Raw genomic sequence first — 16,012 nt, forward strand, 5'->3', positions numbered from 1 at the left:
GCCGGGAGACCCTGGAATCCGGCGCACTTGCAGGCTCGTCCCTGCACCTTTGAAGGGAAATCTATGGCTCGGAGCCCTGAAGATGCGCTCAAGGCGACCCTGGCCAGGGTGGCACCGGGCACAGCCCTCCGCGACGGCCTGGAACGCATCCTCCGCGGCCGGACCGGCGCGCTGATCGTGCTTGGCATCGACAGGACCATCGAGTCCATCTGTTCGGGCGGCTTCGAGATCGGCATCGACTTCTCCCCCACCCGGCTGCGGGAACTGGCGAAGATGGACGGCGCCATCGTCTGCGACAAGGATGCCAGCAACATCCTGCGCGCGGCGGTCCAGCTCGTCCCGGACTCGAGCATCGAAACTCAGGAATCGGGCACCAGGCACCGGACCGCGGAACGGGTGGCCATCCAGACGGGCGTCCCGGTCATTTCGGTCAGCCAGTCAATGCAGATCATCGCGCTGTACGTGCACGGGCTGCGCCACGTCCTGGAGGGCTCCGAGAAGGTCCTGGCCCGTGCCAACCAGGCACTGGCAACCCTGGAGCGCTACCGCTCGCGCCTGGACCAGGTCACCAGCTCGCTCTCCGCCCTGGAAATCGAGGCCATGGTGACGGTCCGTGACGTCGCGGTCACCCTGCAGCGCCAGGAAATGGTGCGCAGGATCTCCGAGGAAATATCCCAGTACGTCCTGGAACTGGGCGAGGACGGCCGCCTGCTCTCGCTGCAGCTGGACGAGCTCACCGTCGGCCGCGGCCCGGGCAGCGACGTCATCATCCGCGACTACTCCGGGCCGGCCGCAACAGCGGAGGACATCGACAAAGCCGTCAAGGCCCTCGTCAGCCTGGGCCCAACCGAGCTGATCGACCTGGGCAAGATCGCCGGGATCGTCGGCTTCGCCGGCGGCGAGGCCAACCTCGACGCCGTCGTGCAGCCGCGCGGCTACCGTCTGCTCTCCGGACTCAAGGCCGTGCCGAAGGCCGTCGCCGACCGGCTCGTCGACCACTTTGGCGGCCTGCAGTTCCTGATGGCGGCAACGATCGATGACCTCATGACCGTGGACGGGATCGGTGACCAGCGCGCCAGGACCGTCAGGGAAGGCCTGAGCCGCATGGCCGAGGCCAGCCTGCTGGACCGCTTCCTCTAACCACACCCAAAAACCCCGTCCAACCCCCTCCAAAACCCGTCGATTGCTCCGAACGTGCCCTTTTGAGCGCCCAAAACGGCACCTGGGCCCACGCCGGCAGGGTTCCCTGGCCGAGCTTGCGAGGCGAGGGTGCCGGTGGGGAGCAATCGACGGGGGTTCCCTGGCCGAGCTTGCGAGGCGAGGGAACAGGTGGGGAGCAATCGACGGGCGTTACCGGGCCGAGCTTGCGAGGCGAGGGTGCCGGTGGGGAGCAATCGACGGGCGTTACCGGGTCAGCTGAGCTGGAACACGGCCTTGGGGCTGTTCTTGTTCGCCAGCCGGGCGGTGAAGACGTAATAGGCGCCGCCGGCTCCGGGGGTAGCCTCGACGGGCTCACAGCCCTGCACCGTGCGGTTGCGCTGCCACGGGAAGTTCGCCGTTTCACTCTTGCCCGGAGCAATGGTCTTCATCAGGTCCGCGCTCTCCGCCTGGCAGTCCCTGGAGGAGAAGATCCGGTCCGAGCCGCTGGTGATCATGTACTCCATCTGCGACGTTCCGAGGTTGACCTCGCACGGCACCTTGTTGTTGTTGGTCACCGTGAGGCTCAGCAGCGGCTGCTCACCGGCGGCGTAAGCCGGTTTGTCGGTGGAAGCCGTGACGGTGATCAGATTCTGCTCGCAGCCCTCGCCCGATGTGGCCGTGGGTGAGGCCGACGCCTCCCCGGACGCTGTGGGACTCCCCGACGCAGAGGCAAGCGGGCTGGCCGCTGGTGTAGCTCCGGCCCCGGACTGCTGGGCGCCGGAAGGCTGGCCGCCGCCCATGGCATTGGAGACCGCCACAAAGCCGCCGAAGGCCACGGCGATGACGAGCAGCAGGACCACCCCCGCAAACAGCCGGCGGCGGCGGTAGACCCGGCGGAGCGGGGGCCGTCCGGATGTGCGTCCGGATTGTCGTGGGGCCGAAGCTTTCGGCCGCGAACCGCCCGTACCTGAAGTGCCTTGCCTGACCATACTTCTAGCCTAGAGAACCGCGCGGGCTATGGCGCCCGACCACGCCGCGGTACCTGACGCCGTCCCGATCCGTTACCCCGATCTATTACGCTGAATGGATCGAAACTCTAACCCCAACGCCCCCCGTATCCGCCGCGGCACCGCGGGCACCCCTGCCCACCGGGGCGCCCCTGCCTGCCGGGGCGCCCGCCCGCGCCGCCGATCTCCCTGCCCTGCATGCGGCCCTGGATGACTGGTTCGCGTCCAACGCCAGGGAACTGCCGTGGCGGGCCTCGGAGTGCACGCCCTGGGGTGTGCTGGTCAGCGAGGTGATGCTCCAGCAGACGCCGGTGGTCCGGGTCCTGCCAGTCTGGGAGGAGTGGCTGCGCCGCTGGCCCGAACCGGCCGATCTGGCCGGCGAACCCGCCGGGGAGGCCGTCCGGTCCTGGGGCCGGCTCGGGTATCCGCGGCGCGCCCTGCGCCTACATGCCGCCGCCGTCGCCATCAGGGACAGCCATGGCGGGGCCGTCCCCGGCACCTACGCCGAACTCCTGGATCTACCCGGCGTGGGCAGCTACACGGCCGCGGCCGTCGCGGCGTTCGCCTACGGACGCCGCGAAACGGTGGTGGACACCAACATCCGCCGGGTCCACGCGCGGCTGGTCAGCGGCTCGGCCCTGCCGGCGCAGGCCCTGACCGCCGCCGAAATGCGGCTGGCGGCGTCGCTGCTCCCGGACCGCCCCGGCGCCTCGGTGCGCTGGAACGCCGCCGTCATGGAACTCGGCGCCCTGGTCTGCACTGCACGGGCCCCCAAGTGCGGCCAGTGCCCTGTCCGGGAGTCCTGCGCCTGGCTGGCGGCCGGCGAGCCGGCGCCAACGTACACGCCCAAGGGACAGGCCTGGCACGGCACGGACCGGCAGGTGCGCGGCGCCGTGATGGCCGTCCTGCGGGCAGCCGAGGAGCCCGTGGCGCCGGTCCTGTTCCACCAGGCCCCCGCTGACCTGGGCTTCGAACCGCAGGGCATCGGCATCCCGCTCGCGGCCCTGCACCGGCTCAACGCGGCCCCCGAGCAGCTGGAACGGGCGCTGGCCGGGCTGCTGGGCGACGGCCTCGCCGAACTGCACCAGGGCGGCTTCCGGCTCCCGGGCTGAGGATCTACGCTGGAGCATGCGCAAGCTGGCGGCCGCGGCCGTGCTGGTCCTCACCGCAGTCCTGGCTGCCTCGTGCCGGCCCGAGGCCGCCTGCCCGGCGATAGCCCAGGCGCCCGTTGTGTCGCTGACGGTGGACCGGGAGTACGCCCCGTCAGTGCGGGCCATCCACCTGGCCGCCTGCCAGGACGGCCGCTGCAAGGAGGCGGACCTCGACCTGGTCCCCGGAAGCACGGCCGTGGACCAGGGCTGCGAGCCTGGCCCCTACGGCGGCGACGGCGTCTGCTCAGCCACTTCTTCGCCCGACGGCACCCTGACCGGAATGCTGATGATGGAGACGCTGAGCGCCAGCCGGATCGAGGTAACGGCCACGGGCACGGATGCCGCCGGGAACCCGCTGCCGGCCCGGACCGCGGCGTTCACGCCCCGGGCGGCGCACCCGTTTGGTGAGCAATGCGGAACCTTCATTACCGCCAGTGTTGTGCTCGACGCGGCCGGCCTCCGCCAGGCACCCTAGCGCCTACGGCTCTCCGAATCCCGAGCCGACCAGGCGTTCCAGGTAGCCGACCGCCTTGGCGGCGTCCGGGCCGCTGGCCTCCACATGCAGGACGGTTCCCTTGCCGGCGGCAAGCATCATGAGCTCGGTCATGGAGGCGCCATCGGCGCCGTTCACGGTCACCTCGGCGTCCATGGCGGACAGGCCTCCGGCGATCTTCGCTGCCGGCCGGGCATGCATGCCGGCCTGGTTGACGAGCTCAAAGTCCCCGGTGGCGTCCGGCGGCTGCTGGTGCACATGCGCCGCCTCCGCGGGGTGGGCCGGGGGCCGGTAGACGGCCTCCGCCGCGTCCTTCACCGCCGCCGCTTCGGCCCCTGCCTGGGCAGCCACCGCGGCCGCGACGAGTCCTTCGACGATGGGCGCGTCGGCGATCAGCACCGATCCTGGATCGGCTGCAAACTCCGCAGCGGACTCGGCCGTCATCACCGCGGAGCCGAGGTCGGCGAGCACCACCACTCCGTCACCGGCAGCCTGCTCCAGGGCCGCCATTACCTTGTCCAAACTCGTGCCGATGCGGCCGTCGTCGGTGCCGCCGGCGGGGAGGATCAGGACGTCGGGTGCCATCTGCGCGGCGAGCTCGGCGGCGCCGTCCGCGATCTTGGAGCTGTGCGAGACGACCACCAGCCGGACTGTCATTCGGCCGCTCCGGCCGCGGCGCGCAGAATCAGCGCGCTGGAGACCGCTCCGGGGTCGCGGTGGCCGATGCTGCGCTCCCCCAGGTAGCTGGCACGTCCCTTGCGGGCGAGCATCGGATCCGTGGACACGGCGCCGGCCTCGGCGGCCTCCGCCGCGGCAAGCAGCACCTTTCTAACGTCGCCGTCGCCGTCGCCAGCCGCAGCGGCGGCCGCCTCAATCGCGGGCGTCCACGCGTCCACCATGGTCTTGTCCCCGGATTCGGCCTTGCCGCGGGCCACGATCCCGTCGCGGGCGGCCTGCAGCGCGGCAGCGAGAGTGGCGGCGTCGACGTCGGAGGCCTCACCCAGCGCCGTGGCGGCCCTCAGGAACGCCGTGCCGTAGAGCGGGCCGGCAGCCCCGCCGACCTTGGACATCAGCGTCATGGCCGTCAGCTTCAGGGCCGCGGCCGGGGTTTCCGGCGGCGCCTCGGCAAGCTTGTCCATCACGGCCTTGAAGCCGCGGTCCATGTTCTCGCCGTGGTCCGAGTCACCGATCGGCCGGTCCAGCTCGATCAGCTCCACCCGGTGCTCCGCCATGGCCTGCGCCGAAAGCGTCAGCCACCGCACCGCCCAGCCGACGTCCAAGCCCACGGTCAGACGCCCCAGCGAAGGGCCGGAGTGTGCACGGGAGCGTCCCAGAGTGTTGTCATCTCGTCATCGAGGCGCAGGACAGTGATGGAGCAGCCCTGCATTTCGAGGGACGTGATGAAGTTGCCCACGAGGGAGCGGGCCACGGTGACGCCCTGCTCGGCCAGTTTCTGCGCGGCCCGGCGGTAAACGATGTACAGCTCGCTTTGCGGGGTGCCGCCCATGCCGTTGACGAACAGGAGCACCTGGTCCCCGGAAGCGAGGCCAAGGTCGCTGACCACCGGGTCCAGGAGGCGGTCGGTGATGCCGTCGGCGTTTTCCATCGGGATGCGGTGCCGTCCCGGCTCGCCGTGGATGCCGATGCCGATCTCGATCTCGTTTTCCTCGAGCTCGAAACTGGGCACCCCGGCATGCGGGACGGTGCAGGCAGACAACGCCACGCCCATGCTGCGCACGTTCCGGTTGACGCGGTCACCGATCGCGGCGACGGCGTCCAGATTGTCACCCCGCTCGGCGGCCGCACCGGCGATTTTCTCGACCAGGACGGTGCCGCCGACGCCCCGGCGCCCGGCCGTGTACAGCGAATCCTGCACGGCGACGTCGTCGTTGACGAGCACGGTGCGGATCTCGACGCCTTCGGCCTGCGCGAGTTCGGCGGCGGTTTCGAAGTTCAGGACGTCACCGGTGTAGTTCTTCACGATGTGCACGACGCCGGCGCCGGAGCTTACGGCGAGCGTGGCCGGCAGGATCTGGTCCGGGGTGGGCGAGGTGAACACGGCACCCGGGACGGCGGCGTCGAGCATGCCCATGCCGACGTACCCGCCGTGCAGCGGCTCGTGTCCGCTGCCGCCGCCGGAGACGAGCCCGACTTTCCCTGGCACGGGGGCGTCCTTGCGCACGATGTATTTCGGGTCCGGAAAGACGGTCACGAGGTCGGCGTGAGCAAGCCCGAACCCTTCCACTGACTCGTCGACCACGGCTTTGGGATCATTGATGAGTTTCTTCATGGCGGTGCTCCCTGGATGGTGTCCTGGCTGCTTGCTTAGACCCTACTACCGGGGCACGGCCGGCGGTAGGCTCCCGATTCCTCCGCCCGGGCCCCCTGGCGGGCTGCGAATCCCGGGGCGGCGGCGTCGGCCGCGCGTTCCGGACTCCGGCGCTTCAGGCTTGTTGGTCGGCCCACGCCGGAGAATGCGGCCAGGCGTCGACGCCCAGCCATGAGAACGGCGGCGCCGCGAGCCGGCCCTTTCGGGTGCGGGACGTGGCCGGCGGTACTGACGCGGCAGATACCGGACCGGCGGTTTGCCCCGTCACGGGAGCGCCGGTGCCGGGCGAGGAGCGGTTGGCGGGTTCGGGCGGCAGCGCTTCCAGCGGCTGGTCCGGCGGACCTGCCGGAGCGCTGGCGATCGGCCTGTGGATTGCGGAGAGATCGGGAAAAATCACGTCTTTGTGCAATTTTTGTGCCTCCGGAAGTATGGCGGCCCACCCCCTGGGCCGACATCAGTTTATCCATCAAATTTATTGAAGGGAAGCCCAGCGTGGACGTCGATTTCCTGGCTGCCGCCGGCGCCGGCCGGACTCCGCCTCGGGGCGGCCGGGCGCCGCCCGGGGCAGCCGCAACCCGGCGCCGCTACAGCTCCTTGATCATCCTGGTGTTGCCCAGCGTGTTCGGTTTGACCCGCGCCAGGTCCAGGAACTCGGCCACGCCTTCGTCATGCGAGCGCAGGAGCTCGGAATACACCACGGGGTCGACGGCGGTCTGGTCGGCCATGACTTCAAAGCCGTGCTTCTTGAAGAACTCCACCTCGAACGTCAGGCAGAAGACCCGGGAGACTCCCAGCGCGCGGGCATCCTCCAGAAGACGCTCCACCAGCGCGTGGCCCACGCCTTTGCCGCGCCAGGCGTCCGAGGCCGCGAGGGTGCGGACCTCGGCGAGGTCCTCCCACATGACGTGCAGCGCCCCGCAGCCGATCACCTCGCCGTCTCCGGATTCGGCGATCCGGAACTCCTGCAGGCTTTCGTAGTAGGCCACGGTTTCCTTGGCCATGAGGATCCGCTGGTCGGCCAGCGGCGCCACGAGTGTCTTGATGGCGCCAACGTCGTCGGTGCGGGCGGGGCGGATGCGGATCGTCTCCGTCGCGGTCTCAGTCACGGTCTCAGTCACAGCCCAATCTTACGGGTGCCCCGGGCCCGGCCGGCCTCCTGCCGGCTCAGGCCCCGGGGCGTCAGAGACCGAGTTCGTCGGGCACGGGAACGTCCTTGTCCAGCAGGTTCCTGGCCAGGAAGTGCTCCACGACGCCGTACCAGACCTTGGCGTGCTGCGGCTGCAGGATCCAGTGGTTCTCGTCCGGGAAGTACAGGAAACGGTGGTCCGTTTCGCCGTTCCCGTCCGCCGCCAGTTGCGACTTGGCGAGCAGTTCGTACCAGAGCCGGAGCCCCTCGCCGATCGGCACACGGTAGTCCTTGTCACCATGGATGACCAGCACGGGAGTGCGGATGTTCTCCACGTGCAGATGCGGGGAGTTCTCCAGCGCCATCTCTGCCGTCATCTCCTTGAGCCAGTACTGCGCGGCGTCGGTGGTGGGGCCGAACTGGTCCAGCGCCCAGAGGCTGGCGTGCGTGACGATTGCCTTGAAGCGGTCCGTATGCCCGGCCACCCAGTTGGCCATGTACCCGCCGAAGGAGCCGCCCATGGCGGCCGTGCGCGTCTCGTCGATATCGGGGCGCTGCACGACGGCGTCGGTGATGGCCATCAGGTCGGTGAACGGAGCCTTGCCCCATTCCCCCCAGCCGCGCTGGATGTGGTCCTGGCCGTAGCCGGTGGACAGGGCAGGGTCCGGGAGCAGCACCGCGTAGCCGCGGGCCACCAGCAGCCACGGGTTCCAGCGCCAGGTCCAGGCGTTCCAGGACCCCAGCGGGCCGCCATGGATCCACAGCAGCAGCGGAGCCGGGTCTGCGGCGGACGCGCCCTCGGGCAGGGCCAGGTACGCGGGCACACGGGCGCCGTCGGCCGCCGTCGTCTCGACGCGCTCCAGCGTGCCCTTGAAGCGGGGGCGCTCCGCGGGCGCGGGCAGGCGGACGCCGCCGCCGGTGGCGAGGTCGATCCGTACAGGTTCCGCGGGGAATTCGTAGGAGCTACGCAGAGCGTAGGCGCTGCGTCCGTCCGGTGCGACGACGACGTCGGTGTACGCCGCGGCGTCGGCCGTCAGGCGCAGCACCTGGCCGGCCCCGCCCGGGTCTCCGGCCACACCGATCCGGAATACCGGCGATGCGCCATCCTCGTCGGCGGTGACCAGCAGGGCCGATCCGTCCGGCAGCCACGCGGCGGGGCGGGCCCAGCGGTCCCAGTCATGGGCGAGCGGCGTCAGGGCGCCGTCCCCTGCCGCCGGGCCGGCGACGTCGAGGAGGTGCAGCAAGACCCGCGGGGCCGCCAGCGGCGTGGTGTCGCTTTCACTGACCACCACCAGGCTCCGGCCGTCCGGACTCACCGGGCCCGGAAAGTAGCTCAGGCCTTCCGTGTCCAGCAACACCGTCCGGGTGCCGGTGGCGACGTCGATGGCGACCAGCACGAAGCGTGAATCGGCATTCGCGAGGGGTTTCGCGAAGCTGCTGTAAATGGTTCTGCCGTCCGGGCTGAGCACCGATTCTGCGTCCCTGAGCCGGGTGCCGGCGTCGGGCGTCAGGTTGCGGAGCTTGAGGGGCGCCGCGGCGTCGACGGTGGTCGGCTTTCCGGCCTCCAACGGGTCTCCGGGTTCGACGGCGAACAGCCGCGGCTGCGCCGGGCCCAGGTCCGCGTCCCAGTAACGGACGGGGTAGCCGCTGTGCAGGATGGCCGCGACTTTGTTGTCCTTGCGCGCCTTGCGGCGTTCCTCGTCATTGTCCTCGTCCGTGGAGCCGGCCAGCACCGAGGCCGCGACCACCACGGTGTCGGCGTCCCTGGCGGCGTGGATCCCGCCGATTCCGCCGGCGCGGGACAAGGCCACCCGGGCTTCGCCGCCGTCGGACGGGAGAATCCAGAGGGCGTTGACGGGGTCGGCCTCGGGGCTCTCCGGATCGGGACGGGCCGAGGTGAAGTACAGGTCGCCGCTGGCGGCAAACACCGCCCCCGCCTCCCCCTTGGCGCTGCGCGTGATCCGGCGGGCCTGTTTGACCCCGCCCGGATCCACCTCCCACAGCGCGGTGCAGTATTCGGTGCCCTTCGCGCCGAGGGTCGCCACGGTGGTCACCAGCCGGGCGCCGTCCGGGCTCAGCGTCAAACCGCTCACTCTGGGGATCGCAAGGTAGTGGTCCAGATCGTGGAAGGGGGTCTCGGGTTGTTCGCTCAGGGTCTCTGAGTCCTTAGCAGCCATGCACCGATTCAACACCGTATGTGGCATCGATCACAAAACGTTCACTAAGAGTGAAACACTGCTTTCAGATCCGGGCTTTCCGAACCGTGCGGGATGGATCGGAGCGCTTCAGCACGGGCACCATTCGCCGAAGATGGCCGCCAAGCCTGGTCCCATAGCGGCCATCTCCGGCAAATGGTGCACGGCAGCGCAAAAAGCAAAGGCCCCGCTGTCCCTTTCGGGGCAGCGGGGCCGTGGCTTTTTGGTGCTTAGACGCTCGGAGCGATCTCCGGGATGCGCGGCTTGGCGTTGCCGGCGAAGGTGAACTTCGCGTCGTCGCCTTCGCCTTCCACATCCACCACCACGATGTCGCCGGAGTGCAGCTCGCCGAAGAGGATCTTCTCGGAGAGCTGGTCCTCGATCTCGCGCTGGATGGTGCGGCGCAACGGCCGGGCACCCATGGCGGGGTCGTAGCCGCGGGTTGCCAGGAGCACCTTGGCCGCGGACGTGAGCTCGATGCCCATGTCCTTGTCCTTGAGGCGCTTCTCCAGGCGGCCGACAAACATGTCCACGATCTCGATGATCTCGTCCTGGGTCAGCTGCGGGAAGACCACAACATCGTCAACACGGTTCAGGAACTCGGGGCGGAAGTGCTGCTTGAGCTCCTCCGTGACCCGGGCCCGCATCCGGTTGTAGCCGGTCTGCGTGTCCGTGCCCGACTGGAAGCCGGTGGCAACGCTCTTGGAGATGTCCCGGGTGCCGAGGTTCGTGGTCATGATGATCACGGTGTTCTTGAAGTCCACCACGCGGCCCTGGGAGTCGGTCAGGCGGCCGTCTTCCAGGATCTGCAGCAGCGAGTTGAAGAGATCGGCGTGCGCCTTCTCCACTTCGTCGAACAGGACCACGGAGAACGGACGACGGCGGACCTTCTCGGTCAGCTGGCCGCCTTCCTCGTAGCCCACGTAGCCCGGAGGGGCACCGAAGAGCCGCGACACCGTGTGCTTCTCCGAGTACTCGGACATGTCCAGGGTGATCAGCGCGTCTTCCTCGCCGAACAGGAACTCGGCGAGGGCCTTGGCCAGTTCGGTCTTGCCGACGCCGGTGGGGCCGGCGAAGATGAACGAACCGCCCGGACGCTTGGGGTCCTTGAGGCCCGCACGGGTGCGCCGGATCGCCTGGGACAGGGCCTTGATGGCCTCGTTCTGGCCGACCACGCGCTTGTGCAGCTCGTCTTCCATCTTCAGCAGGCGCGAGGACTCTTCCTCGGTCAGCTTGAAGACCGGGATGCCGGTGGAGTTCGCCAGCACCTCGGCGATGAGGTCCTCATCAACTTCGGAGATGTCGTCCATGCCGCCGGTCTTCCACTGGCGTTCCTTCTCGGCGCGCTCGGCAATGAGCTTCTGCTCCTTGTCGCGCAGCGACGCGGCACCTTCGAAGTCCTGCGCATCGATCGCGGATTCCTTCTCCAGCTTCATGGCGGCGATCTTCTCGTCCATGACCTTGAGCTCCGGCGGAGCAGTCATGCGGCGGATGCGCAACCGCGCACCGGCCTCGTCGATCAGGTCGATCGCCTTGTCCGGCAGGAAGCGGTCCGAGATGTAGCGCTCGGAAAGGCTCGCCGCCGAGGCGAGGGCGCCGTCGGTGATGGTGACCCGGTGGTGTGCCTCATACCGGTCGCGGAGGCCCTTGAGGATCTCGATCGCGTGCGCAACCGAGGGTTCCTTGACCTGGATCGGCTGGAAGCGGCGCTCCAGCGCGGCATCCTTCTCGATGTGCTTACGGTATTCGTCCAGCGTGGTGGCCCCGATGGTCTGGAGTTCGCCGCGGGCCAGCATGGGCTTCAGGATCGAGGCCGCATCGATGGCGCCTTCGGCGGCACCGGCACCCACCAGGGTGTGGATCTCATCGATGAACAGGATGATGTCGCCGCGGGTGCGGATCTCCTTGAGGACCTTCTTCAGGCGCTCTTCGAAGTCGCCGCGGTAGCGGGAGCCGGCCACGAGGGACCCGAGGTCCAGCGTGTAAAGCTGCTTGTCCTTGATGGTCTCCGGGACATCCCCGCGGACGATCGCCTGGGCCAGGCCCTCGACGACGGCGGTCTTGCCGACGCCGGGCTCACCGATCAGCACGGGGTTGTTCTTGGTGCGGCGGGAAAGGACTTGCATGACGCGTTCCATTTCCTGCTCGCGGCCGATCACGGGGTCCAGTTTGTTCTCGCGCGCCGCCTGGGTCAGGTTGCGGCCGAACTGGTCCAGGACAACGGACCCGGCCGGGGTCCCCTCGGCCTGTCCGGGGCCGACACCGGCGCCCGTGGCTTCCTTGCCCTGGTAACCCGAGAGCAGCTGGATGACCTGCGAGCGGACCCGGTTCAGGTCTGCGCCGAGCTTGACGAGCACCTGGGCGGCAACGCCTTCGCCCTCCCGGATGAGGCCGAGGAGGATGTGCTCGGTACCAATGTAGTTATGGCCCAGCTGCAGGGCCTCGCGCAGCGAGAGCTCCAGAACCTTCTTGGCGCGCGGGGTAAAGGGGATGTGGCCGGAGGGCGCCTGCTGGCCCTGGCCGATGATCTCCTGGACCTGTTCGCGGACACCGTCGAGCGAAATGCTCAAGGATTCAAGGGCTTTGGCGGCAACACCTTCACCCTCATGGATCAGACCCAAGAGGATGTGTTCGGTACCAATGTAATTGTGGTTCAGCATGCGTGCCTCTTCTTGGGCAAGCACAACTACGCGACGGGCACGGTCCGTAAATCGCTCAAACATTTCGCCACACTCCTAGCTACGACGTACTTTGATGCTACGTGGCCGGGTTCCAGATTTGTGGCTTGTTCGCCACAGGGGAAACCGGAGGGTTGCGCATCCCTGCCCGGACCGTGTCCCCGGCAGAAGGCAGGAACCGTCCGGAACCCTTCCTGGCGGGCCGATCCGGGCCTTCCGGACGGGCGCAACCGGCCGTTCCGGGCGGGCCGATCCGCCGTTCCGGGCGGGCCGATCCGCCCGGCGGGCGGGCCGATCCGCCGTCGGCATGGCAACGGTTGCCGGATTGGCGAAGATGGCCGCTAAACCTGGTCCCACAGCGGCCATCTCTGGCAAATGGTTCACCTCGGGCGGGACATCGGCCTGGGGATGATGCAGGTCGGGGCCATGGGCGGCGGGGCGGGCCGCTCCGCCGGCCGGGCGCTCCGCCGTCGGCACGGCAATGCCCCCGTCAGATAACGGGGGCATTGGCATTTGACTGAGGCTCGATTACGGCGCCATGAAACGTGATTGCGGCTTGATACTGCGCTCTCATGCCGGGCCCGATACTGCGCCCCGACGCGGGTCCCTGCTAGGAATTGGCCTTTTGGTAAGCTTCCTGAATTTCAGCCTGGATACGTCCGCGGCTGTTTACCGCATAGCCGTTGTCCCGTGCCCACTGACGGATCTGGGCAGAGTCCTGATTCCGTCCGCTGGAAATTTTCGTGCGCGTGGCGCGTCCGCTTGACGTTTTGCGCGCGTGCGTCACAAATCGTTCCACCGCGGAGCGCAGTTCTGAAGCATTGCTTGACGACAGGTCTATTTCGTAGCTGACGCCGTCAAGGCCAAACCGGACAGTTTCGTCCGCGGATCCCCCATCCAGATCATCAACGAGGATGATTTTTACTTTCTGTGCCATAAAGGACTCTCTTTCCAAAGATCGAGCGTTTAGAAAAGCAGGATGTATCTGGAATAAGTATCCTCCGCGTTACAGCAGGGAGTCAAAGCGCAAAACTCTGTCCAAAGGAAAACTACAGGCGGCAATAGGGAACTATTACTTCTTTCCCGGGCAATTAGCTTCCCGGGGTCCCGGAATCCTGTCCTTTGGCCCTAGTTTCGGCTTCGGCATGGGCGCGGGCTTCTGCCTGCCGCTCTGATTTGTCGGCATTGAATATGGATTTCATGGCAAACCAGAAAAGCAGGCCCACCACGATGGGGGGCAGCAATACGGCGATATAGTCCACGGTCAGTGTCCTTCGGGCTTCAACAGGGGGAAGAGAATCGTTTCGCGGATGCCGGCTCCGGTGAAGAGCATCACGAGACGGTCGATGCCGAGGCCGATCCCGCCCATGGGCGGTGCGCCGTACTCGAGCGCACGGAGGAAGTCTTCGTCCAGCTGCATTGCCTCCACGTCACCGGCGGCGGAACGGCGGGACTGTTCGGTGAGGCGTTCGCGCTGGATCACCGGGTCAATCAGTTCGGAGAACGCCGTGCCCCGCTCCATGCCGCCGATGATGAGGTCCCAGGCCTCGATCAGGCGGCCGTCTTCGCGGTGCTGGCGGGCCAGCGGCTGCGCGGACGGCGGATAGTCGTAGACGAAGGTGGGGTTGAGCAAAGTCGGCTCCACCAGTTCACCGAAGAGTTCGACGACGAGCTTCTCGGCTTCCCAGGCGGCGTCGACCTTGACCTCGTGCTTGGCAGCCAGCTCCAGCAGCTCGGCAACCGGGGTGTCGGGGGTTACTTCCTGGCCCACGAAGTCGGACAGCCCCGGGTAGACAGCCAGCCAGGTCCAGTCGCCGTCGAGGTTGATCTCCCCGGCTTCGGTCTGCAGCACGCGGCCCACACCGGCGGCGTCGGCGGCATCCAGGATGATTTCCTTGATCCGGTCCGCCATGACGAACTGGTCCGCCCACGCCTCGTAGGACTCCAAAGTGGTGAACTCGGGGCTGTGCGTGGAGTCCACGCCTTCGTTCCGGAATACCCGGCCCATGTCGTAGACCCGGTCGATCCCGCCGACCACCGTGCGTTTGAGGTAGAGCTCGGTAGCGATGCGCAGCGTCATTTTCTGGTCGAAGGCGTTCATGTGCGTCTCGAAGGGACGGGCCGTCGCGCCGCCGTGAACCAGCTGCAGCATGGGGGTTTCCACCTCGACGTAGCCCTGGCGGTGCAGGGTTTCGCGGATGGAGCGGGTGATCGCGGCGCGGGTGTAGACCATCTCGCGGGCTTCGTCGCGGACAATGAGGTCCACGTAGCGCTGGCGGACACGTGTTTCTTCACTCAGCCCGGCGTGCAGCACGGGCAGCGGGCGCAGTGCCTTCGAGGCCATGGTCCAGGAATCCGCCATGACGGAGAGTTCGCCGCGGCGTGAGGAGATGACCTCGCCCTTGATGAAGACGTGGTCGCCGAGGTCCACGAGGGACTTCCACTCCGCGAGCGCCTCCTCACCGATGTTGGCCAGGCTCAACATGACCTGCAGCCGTACGGCCTTGCCGTCCAGTCCGCCCTCCTGGAGGGTGGCGAAGCAGAGTTTGCCCGTATTGCGGATGAAGACGATCCGGCCGGTCACGCCGACGGCGTCGCCGGTGGTTTCATCGGCCTGCAGGTAGGCGTATTTCTCCCGGATTTCCGTGAGCGAGTGCGTGCGTTCGACACCCACCGGATATGCCTCGACGCCGCGTTCGATCAGCTTGGCGCGCTTCTCCATACGGATGCGGGTCTGTTCGCTGGCGTCGTGCGGCTCGGCGGCGGTGTTCGGGGCGGGGGTGTTTTGGGAAGTCACAATCCCCAAGTTTACCGTCGATTTGCGTCCGGGAAGGTCCCGGCCCGGTTCTGCCCGGGCGGCAGCCAGACGGACGGGTGGCGGGAATAGACTCGAAGTTGTGGAGACATGGACAGTGAGGACCGACGACGGCAACGGACACCTTGAGCTGCACACCATCCGTCCGGCGGGGCATGCACCGGGCAGAGCAGCAGCGTCAGACGCCGCCGTGGCGGCCCGCGGCAAAGGATCCGGCATCGTCGTCGTGCACGGGACACTTATCACCGATGCGCTCTACCGGTCCTTTGCCCGAAAACTTTGCCGGCTGCTGGAGCAGCCGGTGCACTGCTACAACCGCCGGGGTCGCGCCGGTTCCTCGCACCAGCCGGCCGACTATTCCGCCGCCACCGAGGTGGCCGACCTGGCAACCGTGCTCCGCGAGACCGGCGCCAGCGACGTCGTGGCCCACAGCTATGGCGGGTTCGTGGCCCTCGAGGCCGCCCGGAGCCTGCCGATCCGCAGGATGGTGACTTACGACGCCGCCGTGAGCCTCTCCGGGAATCTCACCCGGCGCTGGCGGCCCGAACTGGAAAAGTCCGTGGCTGCGGGCGAGCTCGACCACGCCTGGGCGCATTTGGTGCAAGGCCTGGAGACGGCCGGCCCGGTATCCATGCTGCCCCTGGGCGCGCTGCGCATGCTCAGCATCCTCTCGGCCCGGACCAGGCTCGGCGCCGAAATGCGGCAGCTGCTGCCCACGGCCGTCGCCGAGATGCGCGCCGTACTGGATGCCGACGCCGAACTTGAGGATTTTGCCGCCATCACCACCCCCACCCTCATGCTCAGCGGCGGCTGGAGCCCCGGCTACTTCGCCGAAACGAGCCACCAGCTTGCCGACGCCGTCCCCGCGGTCAGCTTCGCCGTGGTCCCCGGTCAGCTCCACGAAGGCCCCATCCGGCCGGGAAGCCGGCTGGCCCTGCGCACGGCCCGGTTCCTCCGCGGCGGACCCGGGGCTGCGGCCCCGCCGCCCGTCAGCCTGGCCGGCAGCCTTGCAGCCGCGGGCGTGCCGGCCCGGTGGCGGCGGAGCGGGCCCGGCCGCTGAGGCCGGCAACGCGACCGA

General features: G+C 68.3%; 15 protein-coding genes. 4 read left to right on the forward strand and 11 right to left on the reverse strand.

Annotated features, from left to right (window positions below; translation table 11 throughout):
* The first annotated feature begins 63 nt into the window (after nt 1–63).
* The gene (disA, locus tag AC1DXI_RS04835) at nt 64–1,140 is read left to right on the forward strand and encodes a DNA integrity scanning diadenylate cyclase DisA (RefSeq protein WP_018774911.1); all 1,077 of its coding nucleotides are present in this window, start codon (nt 64–66) and stop codon (nt 1,138–1,140) included.
* Between the two features lie 272 nt (nt 1,141–1,412).
* On the opposite strand, the gene AC1DXI_RS04840 is transcribed toward disA, so the two are convergent.
* The gene (locus tag AC1DXI_RS04840) at nt 1,413–2,129 is read right to left on the reverse strand and encodes a hypothetical protein (protein WP_476937668.1); all 717 of its coding nucleotides are present in this window, start codon (nt 2,127–2,129) and stop codon (nt 1,413–1,415) included.
* 293 nt (nt 2,130–2,422) lie between these two features.
* Here AC1DXI_RS04840 and AC1DXI_RS04845 point away from each other — a divergent pair, with 293 nt between their 5' ends.
* Nucleotides 2,423–3,259: an HhH-GPD family protein gene (locus AC1DXI_RS04845; protein WP_476937669.1), complete on the forward strand. Its 837-nt coding sequence runs from the start codon at nt 2,423–2,425 to the stop codon at nt 3,257–3,259.
* Nucleotides 3,260–3,275: 16 nt separating this feature from the next.
* Nucleotides 3,276–3,773 carry a hypothetical protein gene (locus AC1DXI_RS04850; RefSeq protein ID WP_476937670.1) on the forward strand — a complete coding sequence of 166 codons (498 nt, stop codon included), beginning with the start codon at nt 3,276–3,278 and terminating at the stop codon, nt 3,771–3,773.
* A 3-nt stretch (nt 3,774–3,776) separates the two neighbouring features.
* On the opposite strand, the gene dhaM is transcribed toward AC1DXI_RS04850, so the two are convergent.
* From dhaM to lysS, 10 genes are all read right to left on the reverse strand, one after another.
* Nucleotides 3,777–4,448 carry a dihydroxyacetone kinase phosphoryl donor subunit DhaM gene (gene dhaM, locus AC1DXI_RS04855; protein ID WP_476937671.1) on the reverse strand — a complete coding sequence of 224 codons (672 nt, stop codon included), beginning with the start codon at nt 4,446–4,448 and terminating at the stop codon, nt 3,777–3,779.
* The gene (gene dhaL / locus AC1DXI_RS04860) at nt 4,445–5,077 is read right to left on the reverse strand and encodes a dihydroxyacetone kinase subunit DhaL (protein ID WP_026266688.1); all 633 of its coding nucleotides are present in this window, start codon (nt 5,075–5,077) and stop codon (nt 4,445–4,447) included. Before dhaL ends, dhaM begins: the two co-directional genes overlap by 4 nt.
* Before the next feature lie 2 nt (nt 5,078–5,079).
* The gene (dhaK, locus tag AC1DXI_RS04865) at nt 5,080–6,081 is read right to left on the reverse strand and encodes a dihydroxyacetone kinase subunit DhaK (protein ID WP_476937672.1); all 1,002 of its coding nucleotides are present in this window, start codon (nt 6,079–6,081) and stop codon (nt 5,080–5,082) included.
* Between the two features lie 154 nt (nt 6,082–6,235).
* Nucleotides 6,236–6,517 carry a hypothetical protein gene (locus tag AC1DXI_RS04870; protein WP_476937673.1) on the reverse strand — a complete coding sequence of 94 codons (282 nt, stop codon included), beginning with the start codon at nt 6,515–6,517 and terminating at the stop codon, nt 6,236–6,238.
* Nucleotides 6,518–6,704: 187 nt separating this feature from the next.
* The gene (locus AC1DXI_RS04875; protein ID WP_476937674.1) at nt 6,705–7,238 is read right to left on the reverse strand and encodes an amino-acid N-acetyltransferase; all 534 of its coding nucleotides are present in this window, start codon (nt 7,236–7,238) and stop codon (nt 6,705–6,707) included.
* A 61-nt stretch (nt 7,239–7,299) separates the two neighbouring features.
* Nucleotides 7,300–9,423 carry a S9 family peptidase gene (locus AC1DXI_RS04880; RefSeq protein ID WP_476937675.1) on the reverse strand — a complete coding sequence of 708 codons (2,124 nt, stop codon included), beginning with the start codon at nt 9,421–9,423 and terminating at the stop codon, nt 7,300–7,302.
* Between the two features lie 248 nt (nt 9,424–9,671).
* Entirely contained in the window at nt 9,672–12,164 is a 2,493-nt protein-coding gene (locus AC1DXI_RS04885) for an ATP-dependent Clp protease ATP-binding subunit (protein WP_476937676.1), read from the reverse strand.
* Nucleotides 12,165–12,729: 565 nt separating this feature from the next.
* The gene (locus tag AC1DXI_RS04890) at nt 12,730–13,056 is read right to left on the reverse strand and encodes a histone-like nucleoid-structuring protein Lsr2 (protein ID WP_018774922.1); all 327 of its coding nucleotides are present in this window, start codon (nt 13,054–13,056) and stop codon (nt 12,730–12,732) included.
* Nucleotides 13,057–13,210: 154 nt separating this feature from the next.
* Nucleotides 13,211–13,381, reverse strand: a complete 171-nt coding sequence (locus AC1DXI_RS04895) for a hypothetical protein (protein WP_018774923.1) — start codon at nt 13,379–13,381, stop codon at nt 13,211–13,213.
* 2 nt (nt 13,382–13,383) lie between these two features.
* Nucleotides 13,384–14,916, reverse strand: a complete 1,533-nt coding sequence (gene lysS / locus AC1DXI_RS04900; RefSeq protein ID WP_018774924.1) for a lysine--tRNA ligase — start codon at nt 14,914–14,916, stop codon at nt 13,384–13,386.
* A 100-nt stretch (nt 14,917–15,016) separates the two neighbouring features.
* Between lysS and AC1DXI_RS04905 the strand changes: the two genes are divergently transcribed.
* The gene (locus AC1DXI_RS04905; protein ID WP_081627339.1) at nt 15,017–15,994 is read left to right on the forward strand and encodes an alpha/beta fold hydrolase; all 978 of its coding nucleotides are present in this window, start codon (nt 15,017–15,019) and stop codon (nt 15,992–15,994) included.
* The last annotated feature ends 18 nt before the right edge of the window (nt 15,995–16,012 follow it).

This window comes from Arthrobacter sp. P1_H7 (genome assembly GCF_056405215.1).

Bases quoted from the DNA above. Each gene is read 5' to 3' on its own strand.
- AC1DXI_RS04890 (WP_018774922.1), bottom strand. From the start codon at position 13,056: ATGGCACAGAAAGTAAAAATCATCCTCGTTGATGATCTGGATGGGGGA.
- AC1DXI_RS04850 (WP_476937670.1), top strand. From the start codon at position 3,276: ATGCGCAAGCTGGCGGCCGCGGCCGTGCTGGTCCTCACCGCAGTCCTG.
- AC1DXI_RS04880 (WP_476937675.1), bottom strand. From the start codon at position 9,423: ATGGCTGCTAAGGACTCAGAGACCCTGAGCGAACAACCCGAGACCCCC.
- AC1DXI_RS04885 (WP_476937676.1), bottom strand. From the start codon at position 12,164: ATGTTTGAGCGATTTACGGACCGTGCCCGTCGCGTAGTTGTGCTTGCC.
- AC1DXI_RS04840 (WP_476937668.1), bottom strand. From the start codon at position 2,129: ATGGTCAGGCAAGGCACTTCAGGTACGGGCGGTTCGCGGCCGAAAGCT.
- dhaM (WP_476937671.1), bottom strand. From the start codon at position 4,448: ATGACAGTCCGGCTGGTGGTCGTCTCGCACAGCTCCAAGATCGCGGAC.
- disA (WP_018774911.1), top strand. From the start codon at position 64: ATGGCTCGGAGCCCTGAAGATGCGCTCAAGGCGACCCTGGCCAGGGTG.
- dhaK (WP_476937672.1), bottom strand. From the start codon at position 6,081: ATGAAGAAACTCATCAATGATCCCAAAGCCGTGGTCGACGAGTCAGTG.